This window comes from Isoptericola maris, from assembly GCF_048065335.1.
In the GTDB taxonomy this organism is placed as follows: Bacteria; Actinomycetota; Actinomycetes; order Actinomycetales; family Cellulomonadaceae; genus Isoptericola; species Isoptericola rhizosphaerae.
In genome coordinates, this window is record NZ_JBLUNY010000007.1 from 122,328 (window position 1) to 141,185 (window position 18,858).

12 protein-coding genes are annotated in these 18,858 nt (G+C 72.5%); 8 read left to right on the top strand and 4 right to left on the bottom strand.

Going from position 1 to position 18,858, the window contains the following annotated elements:
* Positions 1–43 precede the first annotated feature (43 nt).
* Positions 44–991 (top strand): tetratricopeptide repeat protein, encoded by a 948-nt coding sequence (locus ACH5HR_RS11825; protein WP_416477995.1) that lies wholly within the window; start codon positions 44–46, stop codon positions 989–991.
* Here ACH5HR_RS11825 and glgB read toward each other — a convergent pair.
* A complete protein-coding gene (glgB, locus tag ACH5HR_RS11830; RefSeq protein WP_416477996.1) occupies positions 985–3,204 on the bottom strand; it encodes a 1,4-alpha-glucan branching protein GlgB in 2,220 nt (739 codons plus the stop codon). The genes ACH5HR_RS11825 and glgB overlap by 7 nt on opposite strands.
* A 112-nt stretch (positions 3,205–3,316) precedes the next feature.
* On the opposite strand from glgB, the gene ACH5HR_RS11835 reads away from it, so the two are divergent.
* From ACH5HR_RS11835 to ACH5HR_RS11865, 7 genes are all read left to right on the top strand, one after another.
* Positions 3,317–4,339 (top strand): LacI family DNA-binding transcriptional regulator, encoded by a 1,023-nt coding sequence (locus ACH5HR_RS11835; RefSeq protein ID WP_402375684.1) that lies wholly within the window; start codon positions 3,317–3,319, stop codon positions 4,337–4,339.
* Positions 4,340–4,457: 118 nt separating this feature from the next.
* Complete coding sequence (locus tag ACH5HR_RS11840) at positions 4,458–5,771, top strand: ABC transporter substrate-binding protein (protein WP_402375682.1); 1,314 nt, start codon at positions 4,458–4,460, stop codon at positions 5,769–5,771.
* 65 nt (positions 5,772–5,836) lie between these two features.
* Positions 5,837–6,784 (top strand): carbohydrate ABC transporter permease, encoded by a 948-nt coding sequence (locus ACH5HR_RS11845; RefSeq protein WP_402375680.1) that lies wholly within the window; start codon positions 5,837–5,839, stop codon positions 6,782–6,784.
* On the top strand, positions 6,781–7,692 hold the full coding sequence (locus ACH5HR_RS11850) for a carbohydrate ABC transporter permease (RefSeq protein WP_416477998.1): 912 nt from the start codon (positions 6,781–6,783) through the stop codon (positions 7,690–7,692). The genes ACH5HR_RS11845 and ACH5HR_RS11850 overlap by 4 nt, the downstream gene beginning before the upstream one ends.
* On the top strand, positions 7,689–10,253 hold the full coding sequence (locus tag ACH5HR_RS11855; RefSeq protein WP_416478000.1) for a glycoside hydrolase family 2 protein: 2,565 nt from the start codon (positions 7,689–7,691) through the stop codon (positions 10,251–10,253). The genes ACH5HR_RS11850 and ACH5HR_RS11855 overlap by 4 nt, the downstream gene beginning before the upstream one ends.
* A complete protein-coding gene (locus tag ACH5HR_RS11860) occupies positions 10,250–11,233 on the top strand; it encodes a glycoside hydrolase family 113 (RefSeq protein ID WP_416478002.1) in 984 nt (327 codons plus the stop codon). The genes ACH5HR_RS11855 and ACH5HR_RS11860 overlap by 4 nt, the downstream gene beginning before the upstream one ends.
* A complete protein-coding gene (locus tag ACH5HR_RS11865; protein WP_416478004.1) occupies positions 11,230–13,383 on the top strand; it encodes an alpha-galactosidase in 2,154 nt (717 codons plus the stop codon). Before ACH5HR_RS11860 ends, ACH5HR_RS11865 begins: the two co-directional genes overlap by 4 nt.
* On the opposite strand, the gene ACH5HR_RS11870 is transcribed toward ACH5HR_RS11865, so the two are convergent.
* The 3 genes from ACH5HR_RS11870 to ACH5HR_RS11880 are packed head-to-tail and all read right to left on the bottom strand — an operon-like array spanning position 13,367 to position 18,638.
* Entirely contained in the window at positions 13,367–14,776 is a 1,410-nt protein-coding gene (locus ACH5HR_RS11870) for a phosphotransferase (RefSeq protein ID WP_416478005.1), read from the bottom strand. The genes ACH5HR_RS11865 and ACH5HR_RS11870 overlap by 17 nt on opposite strands.
* Positions 14,773–16,587 (bottom strand): maltose alpha-D-glucosyltransferase, encoded by a 1,815-nt coding sequence (gene treS, locus ACH5HR_RS11875; protein ID WP_416478007.1) that lies wholly within the window; start codon positions 16,585–16,587, stop codon positions 14,773–14,775. Before treS ends, ACH5HR_RS11870 begins: the two co-directional genes overlap by 4 nt.
* Entirely contained in the window at positions 16,584–18,638 is a 2,055-nt protein-coding gene (locus tag ACH5HR_RS11880; protein ID WP_416478009.1) for an alpha-1,4-glucan--maltose-1-phosphate maltosyltransferase, read from the bottom strand. Before ACH5HR_RS11880 ends, treS begins: the two co-directional genes overlap by 4 nt.
* Positions 18,639–18,858: the final 220 nt, after the last annotated feature.

The following is an 18,858-nucleotide window of genomic DNA, read 5'->3' on the forward strand; positions in this document are numbered from 1 at the left end:
CGCCCCGGTCCGTCCCTCCCGCCCGACTTCGTAGGATGAGTGCATGAGCAACCCCGTGCCCGACCCGAGCTTCAGCCCGCGCGGCGCCGTCGACCTGTCGGCGCTGAACCGCCCGCAGTCACCGCCCCCGGGCGAGCCGGGCGGTGCGCCCACGGCCGGTGGCTTCGTCGTCGACCTCACCGACGCCAACTTCCAGCAGGTCGTGCAGGACTCGACCAAGCACCTCGTGGTCGTCCTGCTGTGGAAGCCCACCGACCAGGCGAACGCCGACCTGGCCACCAGCCTCGGGGCGGTCGCCGACGAGTACGCCGGGCGGTTCCTGCTGGGCCGCCTCGACGTCGACGCGTACCCGCAGCTCGCCGCGGCCTTCCAGCCGGAGGGTGTGCCGACCGTCGTCGCCGTGCTGCAGGGCCAGCCTGTGCCGCTCTTCGCCGGTGGGGCCTCCGAGGAGCAGGTCCGCGGAGTCCTGGACCAGCTCCTGGCCGCCGCCGAGCAGAACGGTGTGACCGGGCGGGTACCGGCGCAGGACGGGTCCGAGCCGGCTGCCGAAGCGCCGGTCGAGGAGCCCGAGGAGCCGCTGCCGCCGCTGCACCAGGAGGCCTACGACGCGATCGAGCGCGACGACCTGGACGCTGCGGCCGCGGCGTACGGCAAGGCGCTCAAGCAGGACCCGAAGGACGCGCAGGCCGTCGCCGGGCTCGCCCAGGTGGCGCTCATGCAGCGCACCCGTGGGGCCGACCTGCAGCAGGTCAGGCAGGCTGCGGCGGACGCTCCGACGGACGTCGACGCCCAGCTCGCGGTGGCCGACATGGACATGCTCGGTGGCAAGGTCGACGACGCGCTGGCTCGCCTGCTCGACCTCCTGCCGGGGGCGGACGACGATGCCAAGGAGAAGCTGCGCGGCCGGCTCGTCGACTACTTCGAGGTCGTCGGCGCGTCCGACCCGCGGGTCGCCAAGGCCCGTCGGCGCCTGGCGATGTACCTCTACTGACGGCGCAGGACGAGGCCGCCCAGGGGCGGGACCCGGAGCGCGAGGGAGTGCCGCCGCCCGTGTGACGGCACGTCCTCGGCGTGCAGCTCGCCGGTGTTCACCACGCCGGATCCTCCGTACTCCGGCGCGTCCGAGCAGAACGCCTCGACCCACGTGCCGCCGTCGGGCAGCCCGATCCGGTAGCCCTCGTGCGGCACCCCGGCGAAGTTGACCACGACGACGACCGGGGTGCCGTCGGCGGCGCGGCGGGCGTAGACCAGCACGTTGCGGGCGGCGTCGTCGGCCTCGAGCCACTCGAAGCCCGAGGCGTCGAAGTCGCGTTCCCAGAGCGCGGGCGTGGCGCGGTAGAGCGCGTTGAGGTCGCGCACCGTCCGCTGGACGCCCGCGTGCCCGGGATCGTCCAGGTGCCACCAGTCGAGGCCCTGGCTCTCGCTCCACTCGGCGTCCTGGGCGAGCTCCGATCCCATGAAGAGCAGCTGCTTGCCCGGGTGCGTCCACTGGTAGGTGAGGAAGGCGCGCACGCCGGCGAGCTGCTGCCAACGGTCACCCGGCATCTTGCGCAGCAGCGAGCCCTTGCCGTGCACGACCTCGTCGTGACTGATCGGCAGGACGTACTGCTCGGAGAACGCGTAGACCAGCGAGAAGGTCAGCTCGCCGTGGTGGTGGCTGCGGTACATCGGGTCCTTCGCGACGTACCGCAGCGAGTCGTTCATCCAGCCCATGTTCCACTTCAGGCCGAACCCGAGACCGCCGGTGTCGGTGGGGCGGGTGACGCCCGGGAACGCGGTGGACTCCTCGGCGATCATCATCACGCCGGGGCTGCGGCGGTAGGCCGTGGCGTTCGCCTCCTGGAGGAACGAGATCGCCTCGAGGTTCTCCCGTCCGCCGTGCACGTTGGGCGTCCAGCCGCCCTCCTCGCGCGAGTAGTCGAGGTAGAGCATCGAGGCGACGGCGTCCACCCGCAGCCCGTCCACGTGGAACTCCTCGAACCAGTAGGAGGCGTTCGCCACCAGGAAGTTGCGCACCTCGCGGCGGCCGAAGTCGAAGACGAGCGTGCCCCAGTCGGGCTGCTCGCCGCGCCGCGGGTCCGGGTGCTCGTACAGGGGAGTTCCGTCGAACCGGGCGAGGGCGAACTCGTCGCGGGGGAAGTGCGCCGGCACCCAGTCGAGGATCACGCCGATGCCCGCCTGGTGGAGCCGGTCGACGAGGTACCGGAAGTCGTCGGGGGAGCCGAGCCGTGCGGTGGGCGCGTAGTAGCCCGTCACCTGGTAGCCCCACGAGCCGCCGAACGGGTGCTCGGCCACGGGCATCAGCTCCACGTGCGTGAAGCCTTGGTCGGTGACGTACGCCGTCAGCTCCTCGGCGAGCTCGCGGTACCCGAGGCCCGGACGCCACGAGGCGAGGTGGACCTCGTAGACGCTGATCGGCCCGCCGTGCGGGTCGGACGACGCGCGGCGCGCCATCCAGTCGCCGTCGCCCCACCGGTGCTCGCTCGCCGCGACGACGGAGGCGGTCGCCGGGGGCGTCTCGCTCGCCTTGGCCATCGGGTCGGCCTTCGCGCGCCAGCCGCCGTCCGGGCCGCAGATCTCGTACTTGTAACGGGTCCCGGCACCCACGCCCGGCACGAAGATCTCCCACACGCCGCTGGAGCCGAGCGACCGCAGGGGGTGCACGGACGACCAACGGTTGTGGTCGCCCACGAGCCGGACGCCGCGGGCGTTCGGCGCCCACACGGCGAAAGAGGTTCCGGTGATGTCCCCGTCGGCCGCGGGATAGGTCCGCAGGTTCGCGCCGAGCACCTGCCACAGCGTCTCGTGGCGGCCCTCGCCGATCAGGTGCAGGTCCATCTCGCCCAGGGACGGCAGGAACCGGTACGGGTCGTCGGCGGTGGTCGTCTCGTCGCCGTACCGCGAGCGGACGCGGTAGTCGGGCGCGTGGCGGGTGCCGTCGGCGTCCACCGGGGGGGGGCCGACGCCGGACCACACGCCGGCGGCCTCGTGCACCGTCGGGTGCTCGGTGACGCCGGGCCCGTCCGGGTCGCCGGTGAGGACGACGACCTCGTCGGCCAGCGGTCGCAGCACCCGGACCACGGCGTACGGCCCCTCGTCGGCGGGGAGCAGGTGGGGGCCGAGCACCGCGTGGGGGTCGTGGGTGGTGCCCTGCGCGACGGCGGTGAGGACCTCGGTGTCGACGGCGGGAGGCTCGGGTCTCATGCGTCCACCCTTCCACCGCGTCCACGAGTTGTCTCCATGGGCGCACCGACGTGTCGGCGTCCGGGCGCGACCCCGGGAAGGACGTACGATCCTGGGCGAGGAGAGGTGAGGAATGGCTCGCATCACGATCGCCGACATCGCCGACCGCGCCGGGGTGTCGACCGGAGCCGTCTCGTACGCCCTGAACGACCGGCCGGGGGTGTCGGCGCGGACCCGTGAGCGCATCCTCGAGATCGCCGCCGAGATGGGTTGGCAGCCCAGCCAGGCCGCCCGGTCGTTGTCCGGCGCGCGGGCGGAGACCATCGGTCTGATCCTGGCGCGGGCGCCGGAGACGCTCGGGTTCGAGTCCTTCTACATGCAGTTCGTGGCCGGCATCGAGCAGGTGCTCTCCGAGCGGTCCTACGGTCTGCTGCTGCAGGTCGTGCCCGACGTCGACGCCGAGGTCGTCGCGCACCGGCGGTGGCGGGCGGCGCGCCGGGTCGACGGCGTCGTCGTGGTGGACCCGCGCCAGGACGACCCGCGGCTGCCCCTGCTCACGGACGCGGCCGCGCTGCCCGCCGTCGTCGTGGGGGACCCGTCCCTCGCGGGCGGGGCCACGGCGGTGTGGACCGACGACGCGGCCGCGCTGCGGGAGTGCGTGGGCTACCTGGCGGGACTGGGTCACCGCAGGATCGGGAGGGTGACGGGGACCGAGGCGTTCGGCCACACGCACATCCGCGACCTCGCGTTCTTCGACGAGGCGCGACGGCGGGGGGTGGAGGCCCGGGTGGAGCGTGCCGACTTCACCCCGGAGGCCGGGGCGGCGGCCACGCGGACGCTGCTGACCGCGGACCGGCCGGTGACCGCCATCGTCTTCGACAACGATGTCATGGCGCTCGCGGGCCTGGGGGTGGCCCACGAGCTGGGCGTGCGCGTCCCGCAGGACGTCTCGCTGGTGGCCTGGGACGACTCCCCGCTGTGCGAGGCCGCGTTCCCGCAGCTCACCGCGCTGAGCCACGACGTCACGAGCTACGGGGCGCACGTCGCCCGCCGGCTGTTCGAGCGCATCGAGGGCGCCCCGCACGGGAGCTTCCTCGACGCGACGCCGGTGCTGCGCGTGCGGGGCTCGACGGGGCCGGCTCCCGCGCGAGCCTGACGGCCGCGGGCCCGGCGCGGGTCACGCTGAGATCGAGCGAGGGTGTTGACCTCTCGCGACTTAAGCGCTTAATGTGAGGGTCGTCACCCCGTCAACGACGACCGGAATCGAGCACGACATGGCAACGAGGCACAACATCACCGGCGTGGCCGCCACAGCGGCCGCCGCGCTCGCCCTGTCCGCCTGCGGCGGCGGCACCGACCCGGGCGAGGCCGCCGACGACGGCGAGCCGTCCGGCGAGATCACCGTCATCACGCAGCGCACCGACATCGTCGACACCGTCTTCGCCGACTACAAGGAGCAGTTCGAGGCGGAGTACCCGCAGGTCACGGTCAACTTCGAGGCGCTCACCGACTACGAGGGCGAGATCGCCGTCCGGATGAACACGTCCGACTACGGCGACGTCCTGCTCATCCCCAACAGCGTGACCAAGGACCAGTACGCGAGCTTCTTCGAGCCGCTGGGCACCGTGGACGAGCTGGGCCAGACCTACCGCCTCGTGGAGGAGGCGGCGTTCGAGGACGAGGTCTACGGCGTCTCCATCACCGTCAACACCCAGGGTCTCGTCTACAACAAGAAGGTCTGGCAGGAGGCCGGGATCACCGACCTGCCCACCACGCCGGACGAGTTCCTGGCCGACCTGCAGGCCATCGCGGACGAGACCGACGCCGTCCCGTACTACACCAACTACGCCGACGGCTGGCCGCTGAGCCAGTGGGACGGCAACCGCGGGGCCATGGGCGACCCCGACTACCAGAACACCCACGTGGCCCACTCCGACACCCCCTGGGCCGCCGACGAGTGGCACGGTATCTCCGACGGGCTGCTGTACGACGTGGTCGCGAAGGGCCTCAGCGAGGACGACCCGACCACGACGAACTGGGAGGAGTCCAAGACGCTGCTCGGTACGGGCCAGGTCGCCACCATGCTGCTCGGCTCCTGGGCCATCACCCAGATGCAGCAGTCTGCCGAGGACGCCGGGGCGTCGGCGGACGACATCGGGTACATGCCGTTCCCGCACCAGGTCGACGGCACGTTCCACGCCCAGGTGGCCGGGGACTACAAGAACGCCGTCAACGTCAACAGCGAGCACAAGGCCGCGGCCCGCGCCTGGATCGACTGGTTCGCGGAGGAGTCCGGCTACGCCTTCGACGAGGGTGGCATCTCCCCGCTGCTCGACGGCCCGACGCCGGACACCCTGGGTGACTTCGAGGCGGCCGGCGTGGAGTACGTGGAGATGACGCCCGCCCCGGCGGGCCAGGAGGCCCACGAGACCGACGTCGTCAACACCGCCGAGATCGACCTCTACGGCAACATCTACCGGCAGAAGCTCGTGGACATCGCCCGCGGTGCCGCGGACGGGGACAAGGAGTCGTACTTCGCCGAGCTGAACCAGCGCTGGGCCGACGCCCGCGCGACCGTCGGCGAGTGACCGAACGCCCCGGGGCGGCGACCTGGCGTCCTCGCCCCGGGGACCCCACCGAGAGGAGGACCGCCATGTCGACGGTCTCGTCCCCGGTCCGTGGAGCGGCAGCCCGCTCCACGGCCCTCCCGGCACCGGCGCCACGACGGCGTGGGCCCGGTCGCGGCTGGAAGGTCACCCCGTGGCTCTTCCTGCTCGTGCCCCTGGGTCTGCTGGTGCTGTTCACGTACGTCCCGGTCGCCAACATGGTCTGGTACAGCTTCACGAGCTGGGACGGGATGGCGCCGGTCAAGGAGCCCGTCGGGCTGGACAACTACCAGCGGATCTTCACCGACCCGGACATGTTCAGCGTCTTCCTCGTGAGCCTGTACTACCTGGCGGGCGCGTTCCTGCAGCTCGTGCTGGCCCTGTACTTCGCGACCGTCCTCAGCTTCCGCACCCGCGTGCGGAACCTCTTCAAGGGGATCCTGTTCTTCCCCTACCTGATCAACGGCGTCGCGATCGGGCTGGTGTTCCTGTTCTTCCTGCGCCCCGGGGGCACCCTGGATGCGGTGCTGGCGCTCGTCGGCGTCGCCGAACCCCCGCAGTGGCTGGGCGACCCCGACCTGGCGAACATCTCCCTGGCGTCGACCAGCGTCTGGCGCTACATGGGGCTGAACTTCGTGCTGTTCCTCGGGGCGATCCAGTCGATCCCGGCCGAGCTCTTCGAGGCTGCGGACCTGGACGGCGCCACGAGCTGGCAGAAGTTCCGCTTCATCATCGCCCCGGGGATCAAGCAGGTGATCGGCCTCATGACGATCCTGGCGATCTCCGGCTCCCTGGCGGTGTTCGAGATCCCCTGGATCATGACCGGCGGGGCCAACGGCACGACGACGTTCGTCATCCAGACCGTCCAGCAGGCTTTCGAGTTCAAGAAGTTCGGCCTCGCGTCGGCGATGGCCGTGGTCCTGCTGCTCATCGTGCTGCTCATCACCTGGGTCCAGCGCCGGATCCTCCCGGACGAGAAGGTGGACCTGACATGAGCGCGACGACGCTGCCCGGCCGGACCGGACCCGTCGAGCGGACGGTGCTGCGCGCCCGGCACGGCCTGCGTGCCCTGCACCCGCTGCTCGGCCCCGTGGCCACCACCGCGAAGTACGCCAGCCTCGTGGTGGCCTGCGCCGCCGCGATCATCCCGCTGGTGACGGTGTTCATGGCGGCCTTCAAGTCGAAGGAGGAGTTCGCGACCTCCGACCCCCTGGCACCCCCGCAGAGCTGGACCAACCTCGACAACTTCGCCACCGCCTTCGTCGACGGTGGCATGGTGCAGGGGTTCCTCAACACCTCGATCATCCTGGTCGTGGCGCTCGTCGGCACCATCATCATCGGCACGATGACGGCCTACGCCGTCGACCGCTTCGACTTCCGTGGCCGGCGCCTCGTCATGGGGGCGTTCCTGCTCGCGACGCTCGTGCCGGCGGTGACCACACAGGTCGCCACGTTCCAGGTGGTCAACGGGCTCGGGCTGTTCAACACCCGCTGGGCCGCGATCGTCCTGTTCACGGGGACCGACATCATCTCGATCTACATCTTCCTGCAGTTCATGCGGGGCATCTCCCGGTCGCTGGACGAGGCCGCGATGCTCGACGGCGCGAACCGCCTGACCATCTACGCACGGATCATCTTCCCGCTGCTGCGCCCCGCGATCGCGACGGTCGTCATCGTCAAGGGCATCGCGATCTACAACGAGTACTACATCCCGTTCCTCTACATGCCCTCGCGCGACCTCGGCGTGGTCTCGACGTCACTGTTCCGGTTCATGGGCCCGTTCGGCGCCCAGTGGGAGGTCATCTCCGCCGGTGCGGTGCTCGTCATCGTCCCGACCCTCGTCGCGTTCCTCCTGCTGCAGCGGCAGATCTACAGCGGACTGACCTCCGGAGCCACCAAGTGACCCATCCTTCCTCCCGTCGCACCGCACCGCTCCACACCGGGTGGACCGCCCGGAGCGCGAGCGCCGGCGTCCCCGAGCCCCTGGCCGAACGCCTCGCCGGCCAGGGCGTCGCGGCCACCGTGCCAGGCTGCATCCACACCGACCTGATGGCCGCCGGGCTGATCCCCGACCCGTACCTCGACGACCACGAACGGCTGCTCGGCTGGATCGGCCGGTGCGACTGGGAGTACACGACGACGTTCACCCACGAGGCCGGTACCGGCGACGAGCATCACGAGCTGGCCTTCGACGGACTGGACACCGTCGCCACCGTGCTGCTCAACGGCACCGAGGTCGCCCGGACCGCCAACCAGCACCGCTCCTACCGGCTCGACGTCACCGAGCTGCTGGCCGACGGTGACAACGAGCTCGTCGTCCGCTTCGCCGCTCCCGTGCCGTACGCCGACGCCCAGAGCCTCGCGCTGGGGCAGCGGCCGCAGGTCAACCACCATCCCTTCAACGCGATGCGCAAGATGGCGGCCAACTTCGGGTGGGACTGGGGGATCGACGCCGCCACCGTCGGGATCTGGCGCCCCGTGCGCCTCGAGACCTGGCGCACCGCCCGGCTCGGCACCGTCCGCGTGCTCGCGACCGCATCCGTCGGGCGGGACGAGGCGGCTCAGGGGACGCGCGACCAGGCAGGGCCCGCGGAGGGCGCTCGCGGGCACCTCGAGGTCCGCGCCGACGTCGTGACGGCACCGGGTGCGCCGTCCGGCACCGTGTCGGTCCGCCTCGCCGGCGGCCGGGGCGAGCCGACGGCTAGCGCGACCGTCCCCGCCGACGGCGGCCCCGCCGTCGTCCGCCTCGAGGTGGACGACGTCGACCTGTGGTGGCCGCGCGGCCACGGCGCCCAGCCGTTGTACGACGTCGAGGTCACCTTCGCCGCCGACGGCGCGCTCCTGGACACCTGGCGCACGCGCACCGGGTTCCGCTCGGTCCGGCTGGACCAGACCCCGGACGATGACGGCACCTCCTTCACGCTGGTGGTCAACGACAGACCGGTGTGGGTCAAGGGCGCCAACTGGATCCCGGACGACGCGTTCGTGCACCGCGTGGACCGGGCCCGGTACGCCCGCCGGCTCGACCAGGCCGAGCAGGCGGGCATCAACCTGCTGCGCGTCTGGGGCGGGGGGATCTACGAGGCAGACGACTTCTACGAGCTGTGCGACGAGCGCGGCATCCTCACCTGGCAGGACTTCGCCTTCGCGTGCGCCGCCTACAGCGAGGACGAGCCGCTGCGCTCCGAGGTCGAGGCGGAGGCCCGCGAGAACGTCGCGCGACTCACGCCGCACCCGTCGCTCGTGCTGTGGAACGGGTCCAACGAGAACGTGTGGGGCGTGCGCGAGTGGGGCTGGGAGCCGCTCCTGGCCGGCCGGTCGTGGGGTTGGGGCTACTACACCGAGCTGCTGCCCGCCGTCGTCGCGGAGGAGGACGGCACCCGCCCGTACACGCCGTCGTCGCCCTGGTCGGACGACCCGGCCGTCCCCCCGAACGACCCCGACCACGGCTCCATGCACTCCTGGGAGGTGTGGAACCGGTTGGACTGGACCCGCTACCGCGACGACGTCCCACGGTTCATGGCGGAGTTCGGCTGGCAGGGACCGCCCACGTGGGCCACGCTCACCCGTGCGATCAGCGACGACCCGCTGACCCCCGAGTCGCCCGGCATGCAGGTCCACCAGAAGGCGATCGAGGGCCACAAGAAGCTGAGCCTGGGGCTCGTGCGCCACCTGGCGATACCGGACGACATGGACGACTGGCACTGGGCCATGTCGTGGAACCAGGCCACGGCGGTGCAGGTCGCCGTGGAGCACCTGCGCTCCTGGTCGCCGCGCTGCACGGGCTCCGTCGTGTGGCAGCTCAACGACTGCTGGCCGGTGACGTCCTGGTCGGCGGTGGACGGCGACGAACGCCCCAAGCCTCTGCTGTACGCGCTGCGGCACGCCCACGCGGACCGCCTGGTCACCGTGCAGCCGCGACGCACGCACGGGCGCGACGGGCTCGCCGCCGTGCTCGTCAACGACAGCGACGAACGCTGGTCGGGTGACGTCGTCGTGCAACGCCTGGGTGACGACGGCACCGAGCTCGCGAAGGCCCACGAACGGGTGGACGTCGCGCCGCGCACCACCTTCACGCTGCCGCTGCCCGACGACGTCGCCACCGCGGGTGAGGCAGCCGGCGAGCTGGTGCGCGCCCACCTGGGCGACGCGCGCGGGCTGTGGTTCTTCGCCGAACCCCGTGACTCGGCGCTCGCGGCGCCGGTGCTGGAGACCACGCTCGAAACCTGCCCCGGCGGGTACCGGGTCCGGGTCCGGGCGCAGAACCTGGTGCGCGACCTGACGCTGCTCGCCGACAAGCTGCACCCGGACGCACGGGTGGACGACCAGCTCGTCACGCTCCTGCCCGGCGAGGAGGCCACGCTGCACGTCGCGGTGCCCGACGGCGTCACGCTCGACGCGGAGGCCGTGTCGGCCCCCCGGGTGCTGCGGTCGCTCAACCAGCTCGTGGAGGCCGACCGATGAGCGGGCAGGTGCCGGTGGTCCCGCTGCCCGGCGGGCCCGTGCTCGGGATGACGTGGGGCTGGACCGGGGTGCGCGGGACGTGGGCCACCCCGGCGGCCGAACGGTCGATGGACGCGATGGTCGACTCGTTGGCCACCACCTGGACGGCGGTGACGTACGCCGCCGAGCAGGCCACCGCGCAGTCCACCGAGATCCCGTTCCGCGACGCCCCGGCACCCACCGACGACGAGGTCCGCTGGGCCGTGCGCGCCGCGAAGGCGCGCGGGCAGCGGGTGTGCCTCAAGCCGGTCGTCAACGTGGCCGACGGCACGTGGCGCGCCCACATCGGGTTCCTCGAGCCGGACGTGCCGAACGAGCCCACCTGGTCGCAGTGGTTCGCCGCGTACACCCGGTTCGTGGTGCACCATGCGCGGATCGCGGCCACCGAGGGCGTGGACATGTTCTGCGTGGGCTGCGAGATGGTTCGCGCGGACGCTCACGCGGACCACTGGCGCGCCGTCGTCGCCGCCGTGCGGGAGGTCTACGACGGGCTGATCACCTACAACTGCGACAAGTACCAGGAGGACCGCCTCACCTGGTGGGACGCCGTCGACGTGATGAGCGCGTCCGGCTACTACCCGCTCGGGGAGTGGGAGGCCCAGCTCGACCGCATCGAGAAGGTGGTCGCCCGGGAGGGCAAGCCGTTCTTCTTCATGGAGACCGGCTGCCCCAGCAGGACCGGGTCCGCGGCCCTGCCCAACGACTGGACGCTCGAGGGGCCCCCCGACGGCGACGAGCAGGCACGCTGGTACGCGGACATGCTCACCGCGAGCGCCGCCCGGCCGTGGGTGCAGGGCTGGGTGCTGTGGGACTGGCCCGCCGAGCTGTACGCGCCGCAGGACGCCGCGACGAACGACGACTACTGCCCCTACGGCAAGCCGGCCGCTGACGTGATCGCCGCGACGTACCGCCGGCTCGGCGAGGGAGCACCGAGCGCATGAGCAGCCTGCACCACCTGCGCGCCGGTGGGGTCAGCCTCGTGCTCGCCGTCACCGGCGACCGCCTGCCCACGGTGGTCCACTGGGGCGCCGACCTCGGCGCGACCACCGACGAGCTGCACGCGCTCGCGCTCGGCGTCGCGCCCCAGCCGTTCGGGTACCCCGTCGACGGACCGATGCCCGTGTCGGTGCTGCCCGAGGCCTCGACCGGCTGGCCCGGGGTACGCGGTGTCGCCGGCCACCGGGCCGGTGCGGCGCCGTCCACCCGGTTCGTCGTCACGGACGTCGCCCGGGCCGAGCGCCCCGCGCCCTGGTCGGCGGCCCTGACCCTCGACGCGACCGACACCGACGCCGGGCTCGACCTGCGCCTGGAGATCGAGCAGGCGCGCACCGGCCTGCTCCGGCTGCGGGCGACGCTCACCTCCCGCACGGACGGCGTGTACGACCTGGTCGGCGTCCTGCCCGCGCTGCCCGTGCCGGACCGCGCACGCGAGCTGCTCGACTTCACCGGCCACCAGCTGCGCGAGCGCAGCCCCCAGCGGCAGCCGTTCACGCACGGCACGCACGAGCGCAACGGCCACCGCGGGCGGCCCGGGTTCGACAGCGGGTTCCTGCTCTGCGCCGGCGAACCCGGGTTCGGCGCCCGCGCGGGCGAGGTCTGGGCCGTGCACCCCGGGTGGTCGGGCAACCAGCGGATGCTTGCCGAGCGCAGCTACCACGGCGTGTCGCTGCTGGGTGCCGGGGAGCTCCTGGAGCCGGGGGAGGTCCGGCTCGGCCCCGGTGAGCGGTACACCTCGCCCTGGACCTACGCCACCTACGGCGTCGGCCTCGACGACGCGAGCGCGCGGGTGCACGACTGGTTGCGCTCACGCCCTGAGCACCCCCGCCGCCCGCGACCCGTCGTCGTCAACACGTGGGAGGCGGTCACGTTCGACCACTCCCTCGCGCGGCTCACGGCGCTCGCGGACGCGGCCGCCGAGGTGGGCGCGGAACGGTTCGTGCTCGACGACGGCTGGTTCGGCGCGCGGCGGGACGACACCGCGGGGCTCGGGGACTGGGTGGTCTCGCGCGAGGTCTACCCCGACGGGCTGCAGCCGTTGGTGGACCACGTGCGCGGGCTCGGCATGGACGTCGGCCTGTGGGTGGAGCCGGAGATGGTCAACCCCGACTCCGACCTCGCGCGTGCCCACCCCGAGTGGATCCTCACCGCCCCCGGCGGACGTCGGGCAGCGCCGGGCCGCCACCAGCAGGTGCTCGACCTGAGCGCCCCCGGCGCCTACGCCCACGTGCTCGGCCAGCTCGACGCGCTGCTCGACGAGCACCCGATCGCGTACCTCAAGTGGGACCACAACCGGGAGGTCGGTGAGGCGGGCCTGCCGCCGTCGGGCCGCGGCGCCGTCCACGTCCAGACCCGCGCCGTCCTCCGGCTGATGGACGAGCTGCGCTCGCGCCACCCGGGCCTGGAGATCGAGACCTGCGCCTCGGGCGGCGGCCGCGTCGACCTGGGTATCCTGCAGCACACCGACCGGGTGTGGGCCTCGGACTCCACCGACGCCCACGAGCGGCTCGGCATCCAGCGCTGGACGTCGCTGCTCGTGCCGTACGAGCTCCTCGGTGCGCACGTCTCCGCGCCCGTCGCGCCGACCTCGGACCGGGCGCTGCCGCTCGACTTCCGGTGCGCCGTCGCCCTGTTCGGCCACTTCGGCATCGAGTGGGACGTCACCGAGGCCGACCCGGCGGAGCGCCGGCGGCTGGCCGAGTGGGTGGCGTTCTACAAGGAGCGGCGCGGCCTCCTGCACTCCGGCCGCGTGGTGCATGCCGACGTGCCCGACCCGGCGTACGACCTGCACGGCGTCGTGGCGCCCGGGCATGACGAAGCCCTGTACGGGTGGGTGTGCACGGCGTCGTCAGAGGTGTGGCCGCCGCCGCCCGTGCGGCTCCCGGGCCTGGACCCGCGGCGCCGCTACCGGGTGACGCTCGACGGGCCGGTGCGCGACCTCGAGGGCATCGCCGCCCGCTGGGGGGCGGGACTGCCGTGGGTCGAGGCCGGCGGAGCGGAGCTGCCGGGCCGGCTGCTGGGCGAGGTGGGCCTGGCGATGCCGGTGCTCTTCGCCGACCGCGCGCTGCTGCTGCGCGTCACCGCCGCCAGGTGAAGACCCGGTCGACGGCACCGAGCGGGATGGGCAGCCACTGCGGGCGGTGGTGGGTCTCGTAGACCACCTCGTAGAGCGCCTTGTCGAGCACCAGCGCGCGCAGCACCAGCGCCGCGGTGTCGTCGTCCAGGCCGGTGCCCGACGGCGGGACGGCGGCCGTGCGGCAGCCCGCCAGGAAGGCGCGGGTCGCCTCGTCCTGCCAGGTGGCCGGGTCGGGCGCCGCGCCGACCGCGGCGGCGTAGTCGAAGGACCGCAGCATCCCCGCGACGTCGCGTAACGGCAGGTCGGGGCGCGTGCGCTCGGCGACGGGACGCTGCGGCTCGCCCTCGAAGTCGAGGATCTTCCAGGTGCCGTCGCCGAACAGCGTCTGCGCCAGGTGCAGGTCGCCGTGGATGCGCTGGGTCGGGACCGGCTCCGGCAGGGCGGTCAACCGGTCCTCGAGCGCGTCGAGCAGGGCGGCGATCTCGGTCGTGTGGTCCGCCAGCGACGGTGCGTCCTCCACGGCGCGTGCGGCCCGGCCGCGCAGCCCTGCCACGAATCGCCTCGCGTCCAGGGGCGGGCCCGGCGGGAGCACGCGCGCCATCCGCCCGTGCAGCTCGGCGACCCGCCGCCCGAGGGCCGCCGCATGGTCCGCGAACGACTCGCCCCGGCTCGCGACGTCGCAGGCCAGCTCGAACCCGTCGGCGGCGTGCGGCACCAGCTCCGACATGATCGCCAGGTGCACCGGCAGCACCCGGCCGGCGTCGCCGGCGTCGACCTCGAGCGCGCCGAGGAACCGTGGCACCCCGTCCCAGCCGTCCGCCGTCAGGGCCTGGGGCACCACCACGTCGGGATGCGGGCCGTCCGCGACCGTCCGCAAGATCTTCAGCATCCCACCCGCACCTCCGGCGGACGGCACGCCGGGCAGGATCACCGAGGTGTTCGACTGCTCGCCGGCCAGCACGCGCCCCCGCTCCGTCAGGGTGACCGGGTCGCCGCCGATGCCCATCGCTCGAGCCAGGGTGAGCCAGCAGACCGGGTGCGCACCGCCGTCGTGCACCGCGACGTCCCCCGACGACGTGGTCACGGTGTCGATGTACCCCGGGCCGCGCGCCGCCGGGTCGCAGATCACCAGCGGGACCTGCACGGTGACGGCGCCACCGGGCAGCGCGGTGCCCTCGAGGCGGGTGAGCAGCAGCACGACGTCCGCCGGTGTCGCGTCGAGGGTCGCACCGTCTGGCCCGGCCGTGGTCTCGCCGTCGTCGCCAGGATCGAAGGTCACCGCGAGCCAGGCCTCCGCGCGGACCTCGCCGCGCCCCGGGTACCAGCGCCGTGTGGGCAGCCACGTGGCCAGCAGGGCCGCGACGCTCGGGTCGGGTCCCTGCGCGGCCGCCCGCACGGCGAGGTCGGTCATGACGGTTCGCCTGCCCGCGCCGCTTCGGCCAGGTCCGTGGTGCCGCCGTCGGGCGGGGTCGCGACCAGCCAGTAGAAGTCGCGCGAACCCCACGAGAGGCTCACGCGGCCGTCCTCGCCGACGTCAGGGAACTTCCCACCACCGAACAGGTCCGTGAGCGACCACCCCTCGAGCCCTTCCAGCTCGATGGTCGCCGACCGCGCCGTGGCGGACAGGTTCGCCGCGACGACCAGCGTCTCGCCCTCCGTGCGTGTGAAGGCCAGGACCGCCTCGTCGTCGGCCGCGCACGCCGTGAAGGTCCCCGTGCCGAAGGCCGGGTGAAGACGCCGCACGGCCAGCATGCCGTGCACCCAGTGCAGCAGCGACGAGGGCTGGGCGAGCTGGGCCTCGACGTTCGCGTACTCGTAGTGGTGCACCAGCGACTGGATCAGCGGCAGGTACAGCTTGCCGGGGTCCGACGTGGAGAACCCCGCGTTGCGGTCCGGGGTCCACTGCATCGGGGTGCGGACGGCGTCGCGGTCCGGGAGCCAGATGTTGTCGCCCATGCCGATCTCGTCGCCGTAGTACAGGCACGGACTGCCCGGCAGCGACAGCAGCAGGGCATGGACGAGCTCGATCTCCTTGCGCGAGTTGTCCAGCAGCGGGGCGAGCCGACGGCGGATGCCCACGTTCGCGCGCATGCGCGGGTCGTGCGCGTACCAGCCGTACATGGCGGCGCGCTCCTCGGTCGAGACCATCTCCAGGGTGAGCTCGTCGTGGTTGCGCAGGAACGTGCTCCACTGCCCGCCCGGGGCGGGGATGTCCGGCGTGTCGGCCATGATGTCCAGGAGCTGGTTGGCGCGCTGGTCCTTGATCGCGTAGAAGATGCGCGGCATCACCGGGAAGTGGAAGCACATGTGGCACTCGGGCTCGTCGGCGGTGCCGAAGTACTCCACGACGTCCTGCGGCCACTGGTTGGCCTCGGCGAGCATGATCCGGCCGGGGAACTCGTCGTCGATCATCCGGCGCACCTGGCGCAGGAACTGGTGCGTGCGGGGCAGGTTCTCGCAGTTGGTGCCCTCCTCCTCGAAGAGGTACGGCACGGCGTCGAGCCGGAACCCGTCCACACCGATCCGCAACCAGAACCGGGCGACGTCGATCATCGCCTGCGTCACCTTCGGGTTCTCGAAGTTGAGGTCCGGCTGGTGGCTGAAGAACCGGTGCCAGTAGTACTGGCGGCGCACCGGGTCGAACGTCCAGTTCGAGGTCTCGGTGTCGACGAAGATGATCCGCGCGTCCGGGTAGCGCGTGTCGTCGTCCGACCACACGTAGAAGTCGCCGTACGGTCCCTCCGGGTCCGAGCGGGACGCCTGGAACCACGGGTGCTGGTCGCTCGTGTGGTTCATGACCAGGTCGATCACCACCCGGATGCCGCGCGCGTGCGCCGCCTCGATGAGGCGCTGGAAGTCCTGCAGCGTGCCGTACTGGGGAGCGATCGCCGTGAAGTCGGCGACGTCGTACCCGCCGTCGCGCTGCGGCGACGGGTAGAACGGGGGCAGCCACAGGCAGTCGACGCCGAGCCACTGCAGGTAGTCGAGCCGGTCGACGATCCCTCGCAGGTCACCCGAGCCCGCCCCCTCCGTGTCGGAGAAGGCGCGGACGATGACCTCGTAGAAGACGGCCTTGCGGTACCAGTCCGGGTCGTCGCTCAGGCCCGGCTTGGCCAGCGGTGGCGGTTCCGGCTGCTGTCGCGGAGGCAGTGCCTGCACGGGGATCTGCCGGGTGATCGGGCGGGGCACCTCGACGCCCCCGGCGCTCACGGACGCGTTCATGCCGGACCGATCCTCAGGACGTGGGCCACCCGCTGCCGGGGGTCCAGGCGGACGTACGGATGCTGCCCCCAGGGGTAGGACTCGCCGGAGAGCAGGTCGTGCGCCGTGAAGAACGGCTGGTCCTCGACGCCCTCGGGCCGGGTCAGGCCCAGGGACTCGAGGTCCAGGAGCACCGTCGACTCCTGGACCTGGTGGGGGTCGAGCGTCAGCACGACCAGGACGACGTCGTCCTGCGTGGCGCCGGGGCGGCCGGCAGCCGGGAGGTGCTCGGCCCGCACCCGGCGGGAGAAGGCGACGACCTGGTCGTTGGTGGTGGTGTGCACGGTCAGGTTGCGCAGCTGCTGCAGGGCCGGGTGGGCGCGGCGCAGCTCGTTGAGGCGCCCCAGCAGCATCGAGATGCCGATCTCGTCCGCCCGCTCCCAGTCGCGCGGCCGGTACTCGTACTTCTCGTTGTCGATCTGTTCGTCGGCGCCGGGCCGCGGTACGTCCTCGACGAGCTCGTAGCCGGAGTAGATGCCCCAGGTGGGGGCCCCTGTCGCCGCGAGGACGGCGCGGATCGCGAAACCCGCGACGCCGCCCTCCTGCAGGTAGGGCGGCAGGATGTCGTGGGTGGTCGGCCAGAAGCTCGGCCGCATCACCGACCCCGCCTCGCCCGAGACCTCCTCGAGGTACTCGAGGACCTCCTCCTTGGTGTTGCGCCAGGTGAAGTACGTGTACGACTGGTGGAACCCGATGCGGGCGAGGGTCTCCATCATGGCGGGCTTCGTGAACGCCTCCGACAGGAAGATGACGTCAGGGTCGGTCGCGTGGACCTCCGCGAGCAGCCACTCCCAGAAGTCCAGCGGCTTCGTGTGCGGGTTGTCCACCCGGAACAGGGTGACCCCCCGGGCGATCCACAACCGCACGACCCGCAGCACCTCGGCGTAGATGCCCGCCGGGTCGTTGTCGAAGTTCAGCGGGTAGATGTCCTGGTACTTCTTCGGCGGGTTCTCCGCGTACGCGATCGACCCGTCGGCGCGCACCGTGAACCACTCCGGGTGCTCGGTGACCCACGGGTGGTCGGGCGAGCACTGCAGCGCCAGGTCGAGCGCGACCTCCAGGCCGTTCTCCTGGGCCTGCGCGACGAACGCCTTGAACCCGCGCTCCGTCCCGAGCTCGGGATGGATCGCGTCGTGCCCGCCCTCCGGCGAGCCGATCGCGTAAGGACTGCCCGGGTCGCCGGGCTGGGCGTCCAGCGTGTTGTTGCGTCCCTTGCGGAACGTGGTGCCGATGGGGTGGACCGGGGTGAGGTAGACGACGTCGAACCCCATCGCCGCGATCGCGGGCAGCCGCTTCGCCGCCGAGACGAACGTGCCGGACCGCCAGGTGCCGTCCCGGCGCTGCGTCGCACCCTCCGACCGGGGGAACATCTCGTACCAGGAGCCGGCCAGCGCGAGCCGGCGGTGGACGCGCAGGGGATACGTGGCGCTCGGGCTCATCAGGCGCCGCAGCGGGATGCGACGCAGCGCGGCCCGGACGTCGTGGGTGGTGGCCATCGCGAGGCGGGCCTCGGCCGGGCGGGACGTGTCGGCGAGCTCCCGGGCGACGTCGGCGAGCAGCTCGGCGTCCTGCGGGGTGCGGCGCCGCTGGAGGCTCCGCGCGGTGATCTGCTCGAACAGCCGCGCTCCCTCGGCGAGCATGAGGTCGACGTCCTGCCCGGCGTCGATCTTGATCGTGGCGTCGTGCGCCCACGTCGAGTACGGGTCGGACCAGGCCTCGACCCGGAACGACCAGTCACCGGTGGCGTCGGGCTGGAGGAACCCGCGGAACCGGTCCAGGCCCGGCGCGACGTCCTCCATCGGCGCCCACGAGTGGACCCTGCGGTCCGGGCCGAAGAGGACGGCGGTGGCGGCGACGGCGTCGTGGCCCTCCCGGAACACCGTCGCCTCGACGGGCACGACCTCGCCGGGCGTGGCCTTGGCGGGCCAGCGTCCCCCTTCGATCACGGGGGAGACCTCGAGCACGGGGATGCGTCCGATGGGCCGGGGCGGTGCTGGTTGGGGCGACGTCACGGCTCCACGCTATCCACCCCCGACGTCCGGTGCGCGCGCACCCGGCTGGCGAGTCCTGTCGTCGTCCGCCGCCGCCGTCGTCCGTCACTGTCCGCCGCCTCCTCGTGTCGCGAAGTAGAGCCTCCCGTACTCCGTTCGAGTCCCGGGGGCGCTTCTCGAGTACCGCAGGCGCTACTTCGCGGCAGGGACGGTTGGTTGTCCACAGGGGGTCCGCGACGAC

Excerpts from the sequence above, each read along its gene's own strand:
- ACH5HR_RS11825 (WP_416477995.1), top strand. The coding sequence starts at position 44 with ATGAGCAACCCCGTGCCCGACCCGAGCTTCAGCCCGCGCGGCGCCGTC.
- glgB (WP_416477996.1), bottom strand. The coding sequence starts at position 3,204 with ATGAGACCCGAGCCTCCCGCCGTCGACACCGAGGTCCTCACCGCCGTC.
- ACH5HR_RS11835 (WP_402375684.1), top strand. The coding sequence starts at position 3,317 with ATGGCTCGCATCACGATCGCCGACATCGCCGACCGCGCCGGGGTGTCG.
- ACH5HR_RS11840 (WP_402375682.1), top strand. The coding sequence starts at position 4,458 with ATGGCAACGAGGCACAACATCACCGGCGTGGCCGCCACAGCGGCCGCC.
- ACH5HR_RS11845 (WP_402375680.1), top strand. The coding sequence starts at position 5,837 with ATGTCGACGGTCTCGTCCCCGGTCCGTGGAGCGGCAGCCCGCTCCACG.
- ACH5HR_RS11850 (WP_416477998.1), top strand. The coding sequence starts at position 6,781 with ATGAGCGCGACGACGCTGCCCGGCCGGACCGGACCCGTCGAGCGGACG.
- ACH5HR_RS11860 (WP_416478002.1), top strand. The coding sequence starts at position 10,250 with ATGAGCGGGCAGGTGCCGGTGGTCCCGCTGCCCGGCGGGCCCGTGCTC.
- ACH5HR_RS11865 (WP_416478004.1), top strand. The coding sequence starts at position 11,230 with ATGAGCAGCCTGCACCACCTGCGCGCCGGTGGGGTCAGCCTCGTGCTC.
- ACH5HR_RS11870 (WP_416478005.1), bottom strand. The coding sequence starts at position 14,776 with ATGACCGACCTCGCCGTGCGGGCGGCCGCGCAGGGACCCGACCCGAGC.
- treS (WP_416478007.1), bottom strand. The coding sequence starts at position 16,587 with ATGAACGCGTCCGTGAGCGCCGGGGGCGTCGAGGTGCCCCGCCCGATC.